This window comes from Alcanivorax sp. HI0044 (genome assembly GCF_001634945.1).
Window position 1 is genome coordinate 1 of the sequence record NZ_LWEZ01001441.1, and the last position, 4310, is coordinate 4310.

A 4310-nucleotide genomic window follows, 5' to 3' on the forward strand; every position below is an offset into this window, starting at 1 on the left:
CAGTGCATCACCAGGCAAGGTGGTGTAATCCTCTGCACCGGGGATCTGGTTAAGCCACAACACATCATTCACCAGATTTTCCAGGGTGCCCTGCACCGTACCAAGCAGTTGCTCACCGGTGGCACTGGTATCCAGCATCACCAGCTGCTCCAGGGTATTGGCAAGGCCCAACGATACGGTTGAAAGCACAGACGTGAGCCCGGCGAACACCGGCACTTCCCCAGGCACCTGCTCCTCAACGCCATCAAGAATATTGTTCAAGTTGCGCGACAAAGACACCAGCGGTGCAGCAATAAAGGCAACATCATCCACGGTACTGCCGTCACCGCCCACGCCCACATCGCCGCTACCCGTACCGACGCCGGCGGCCAGAGCATCAAAGGCGCTGCCAAGCTGATCGAAAGGGGCCGGCAGGCCACTGGTATCGATGGCCTGCAACTGCTCGGAAGCCGCCAGCACCGCCTGCACCGATTGCGTCATTTCACTGCTGTCGCCTTCCAGGATCGCCGCGGTTGCCGCATCCATAGCATTGAACAGGATGTCGGTACCGGCAATGATCTGGTCGAACACCTGACGCTGCTCTTCCGGCAGGTTGGCACCTACTTCGGTAAAGCCGGACACCAATGTCTCGCGCAGTTCTTTCAACGGGCCGGTGAAGTCCGCATCGAAACCATCCGGCAGCGGCAACGGCAGGGCACCATCGCCCAGCGGCTGGCCGGAGAAATCATTGTTGCCGCTGAGCAGCACCATGGGCTGCTTCTCATAACAATGGGTGTAGGCCGGCGTCAGCTCACCGCCACTGATCACACCCAGGCCTTCCGCTTCCGGGTCCACCGTATAGGCTTCGATGCAGAGCTGAGCCGGGGCCATGGTTTCCGCATTCGCCTCCACCGCTTTCATCCAGAAAAAGCCGTAGGTATCGCCCTGCTGAAAACGGGCGGCATTACGTTCCGGGTCATCAATGGAGCGAGTCTTGCCGGCGGCACCGCTCACCACAAATTCCGTGCGCCCACAGGACGGCACGGCATTGAGTACCTGCAAATCGTGATCATGACCGGCGAAGAAAAAATCGGTCTGGTCGCAGACCGCTTCTTCCATGAACGCCTTCCAGCGCTCGCCGGCCAGCACCGGTAACAGTTCACTGGGTACGCCATCGTAGTTGCCCGCGTTACCGTGGCTGCCATTGGACAAGTACGGATGGTGCGCCATGCCAATGCGGAATACCGCATTGGAGCCAGCGATGGCATTCACAGCCCAGTTACGCTGATCCACACCATAGGTGTGATACGCGTAGGCAATATCCGGGTCGGCAAAGCCACCCGCAATGGGGTTGGAATCCAGCGCAAAGAAATCCACCAGAGGGCGCTCCCCCTGAGAGGTATTACCCGCACTGTGTTTGAAATAACGATCCGGCATATTCCAGCGGTCAGACAGGCGGCCATCGAAATAGGAATAATCCACCTGGAATTCGCCACGGGCATTGCCCGCCCCGTCGCCGCCCACGTAACCGGTATTGTCGTGGTTACCCAGCACCATGTAGAACGGCAGCTGTACCGGCTCAAACGGTTTTTCAAATTTTTCTGCGAACTGGGGATCATCCACGCTGGTGACCCCGGACTCATAAATGTTGTCGCCCAGCCCGACCACCAGATCGCACCCTGCAAAGGCCATGTCACCGACAAATTCATCCTTGCCGTCACAGACATCGGCTATCGCCTGCCCCACGGCATATTGACCGGCAGAGCCGCTACCGGAATCGCCGATCACAATAAAGCGTACCGCCGCTGGCGGGTTAGCGCCGGTTTCACCGCCGCCGCCCTCATCCGGCTCTCCGTCTCCTTCCCCTTCACCACCATCACCAGGGCCATTGGGCGTTTCCACATTGCCGCCATCGGCACCGGCATTCACGCCACCACCGGAGGAGCTTCCGCCACCACAGGCCGTCAGGGTAATCGCCGCCACCAGGGGTAACAGTTTCCAGTAAGCGTTCATGAGATCACCTCTTCAGTATTCAGCACGGGGGGATGGGAAAATGCGGTGCGCAACGTGCGCGGTCGGGATAATGGCTGATCTTCGATAATACGACTGTCGCCACTTTTTACCGTCACCACCTTGGTTTTTGTGTTATTGATCTGTCCACGCAAATCGTAGGACTCAATGCTTTGCGCATAATAGAACTCACCCTGGGCACGCTGGCGGGTGACGTCCACCAGAATGAAGCCGCGGGATTTGGCTTCCACATAACGGATATGCGGATTGGCCACGGGAATCGCCACGCCGGCAAGCTCTGCCACGCCTTCCGGAAAACCGGGGCTGGTCACCGCGGGGGTGACAAACTCCGCTGCTAACGCTTTATCAAAAAGATCACCCAACAGGGTGCCTGGATTGCGGTAAATTTCGCTGGCCCAGGAGGTGTGGATATCACCGGTGAGAATCACCACATTGTCGATATCGTTATCGTCGATGTGGTTCAGAATTTTCAACCGATCCGCCGCGTAGCCATCCCACTGATCCATGTTGATGGCAGACAGATTGCCGCGCAGTTGCACATGGCGTTCGCTCAGCGAAGGAATCTCGGCAATATTGAGTTGCGCAAACATCACCTGCTGGCCAATGAAACGCCACTGGCTGTTCGATTCACTCAAACTGTTGAGCAGAAAATCCATCTGCTGCTCACTGATCAGGTGTCGATCTTCGTCGTTACGGCCCGGATCGGCGGGTATGGTCAACTGCTCATCGCGACCTTCCAGCCGGGTATCCAGCATGGTCAGATCAATCAGGTCACCGAAGGCAAAGTTGCGGTAGATCACGCTGTGATTACCCGGCTCACGGGGGCGGATCGGCAACCATTCGAAATAGGCTTGCTGGGAAATCTGTTTGCGGGCAGTCCAGTCCCCTTCGGTCAGCGGGTCATGATTACCCGCCCCGTCACGGTAGCTGTTGTCGGTGGATTCGTGGTCATCCCAGACCGCAATCATCGGGAATTGCTGATGCACCGCTTGCAGATCTTCGTCGGTTTTATACTGCGCATGACGTTGGCGATAATCCGCCAGGGTGATCATTTCATGGGGAGGCTGCGGATCGCGCTCGGGGAACTCACCGTACTCACCGGCCCCGTACTCGTACAGGTAATCACCAAGGTGCAAGACAAAATCCAGATCCGCATGATTGGCCACGGCCCGGTAGACGGAGAAAAATCCGTAGGGATAGTTGGAGCAGGAAACCACCGCAAAGCGGGCCCGGTCGATAAAGGTTTCCGATGCGGGGAAGGTGCGTGTCCGGCCCACCGGCGAGCGCTGGTCACCCACCGAAAACTGATAGTAATACCAGCTGTCCGGTTGCAGACCGGTGGCATCCAGTTTCACGCAGTAGTCGCTGGACGCACTGGCGGTGGCGGTATAGCTGGCCACAGTCTGCTGCATGGCCAGGTCGCGGGCCACCGTAACAGTGACGGCCACATCCTCACCGCTATCCCGATCCACAGTGACGCGGGTCCAGAGAATGACCCGGTCAGACAGTGGATCCCCGGATGCCACACCGTGCAGAAACGAAACGCCAGGCAAGGCGTCCGGCGTATCCGGTTCGTCCGGCTGACTGGGTGTAGGCGTATTGGCCGGCGGCGCAGCTGAAGAGCTGCCACCCCCACCACAACCCGCCAGTGACAGCGCGCCACTCGCGCCCAGCGCCTGCACCAGGGTACGTCGTTTGCGATCCATGAAGATTCCCCCTAACCATAAAGGCCATCGCCCTACGGCAACAGCACGTCAAGATTAGGCAGGAAATTGCACGGAAACAGTGGGCCTTGGGTAGTCGCACTGTAGTGCTATGTAGCCCCCTGTAACCGCCCAGTTAAAGATGACAAAACGAGGAAAGTAGCAGGAAATTTCAGTGATTGTGCCGGTCAGACCAGCGCAAACGCCCCCGGCAAATGCTGACGCAGGGTGAGCAAATTTTCTTCCTGCACCGCCATCTCACCAAAACAATTGGCCATGGTGCCGGCGTACCGCAGGCCATCCTTTTCAATGGCCTCTGCGGTCAGCAAGGCGTGATTGATACACCCCAGCTTCATGCCAACAACCTGGATCACCGGCACGTCCAGCTCCTTTGCCAGCCCGGACAACATTTCCCGATCATTCAGCGGCACGCGCCAACCACCAGCCCCTTCAATCAATATCAGATCCGCCGGGTGGGCACTCAAGGCACCACGCACATATCCCGCAAGCCGGGAAAGGTTGATCGTTTTACCCTCCTGCTGCGCCGCGATATGCGGTGCGACCGGCGCCTTGAAGGCCACCGGGTTCACGGTTTCA

3 protein-coding genes are annotated in these 4310 nt (G+C 58.3%); all 3 read right to left on the bottom strand.

Annotated elements, in window-relative coordinates; all coding sequences use genetic code 11:
* On the bottom strand, positions 1-1992 hold a 1992-nt coding region (locus A3730_RS21570; protein ID WP_063538884.1), incomplete at its 3' end, for a metallophosphoesterase.
* Positions 1989-3716, bottom strand: coding sequence for an alkaline phosphatase (locus A3730_RS21575; protein WP_063521178.1), 1728 nt, complete (start codon positions 3714-3716; stop codon positions 1989-1991). The genes A3730_RS21570 and A3730_RS21575, both read right to left, overlap by 4 nt.
* A gap of 185 nt (positions 3717-3901) precedes the next feature.
* On the bottom strand, positions 3902-4310 hold a 409-nt coding region (gene bioD, locus A3730_RS21580; protein WP_063538886.1), incomplete at its 5' end, for a dethiobiotin synthase.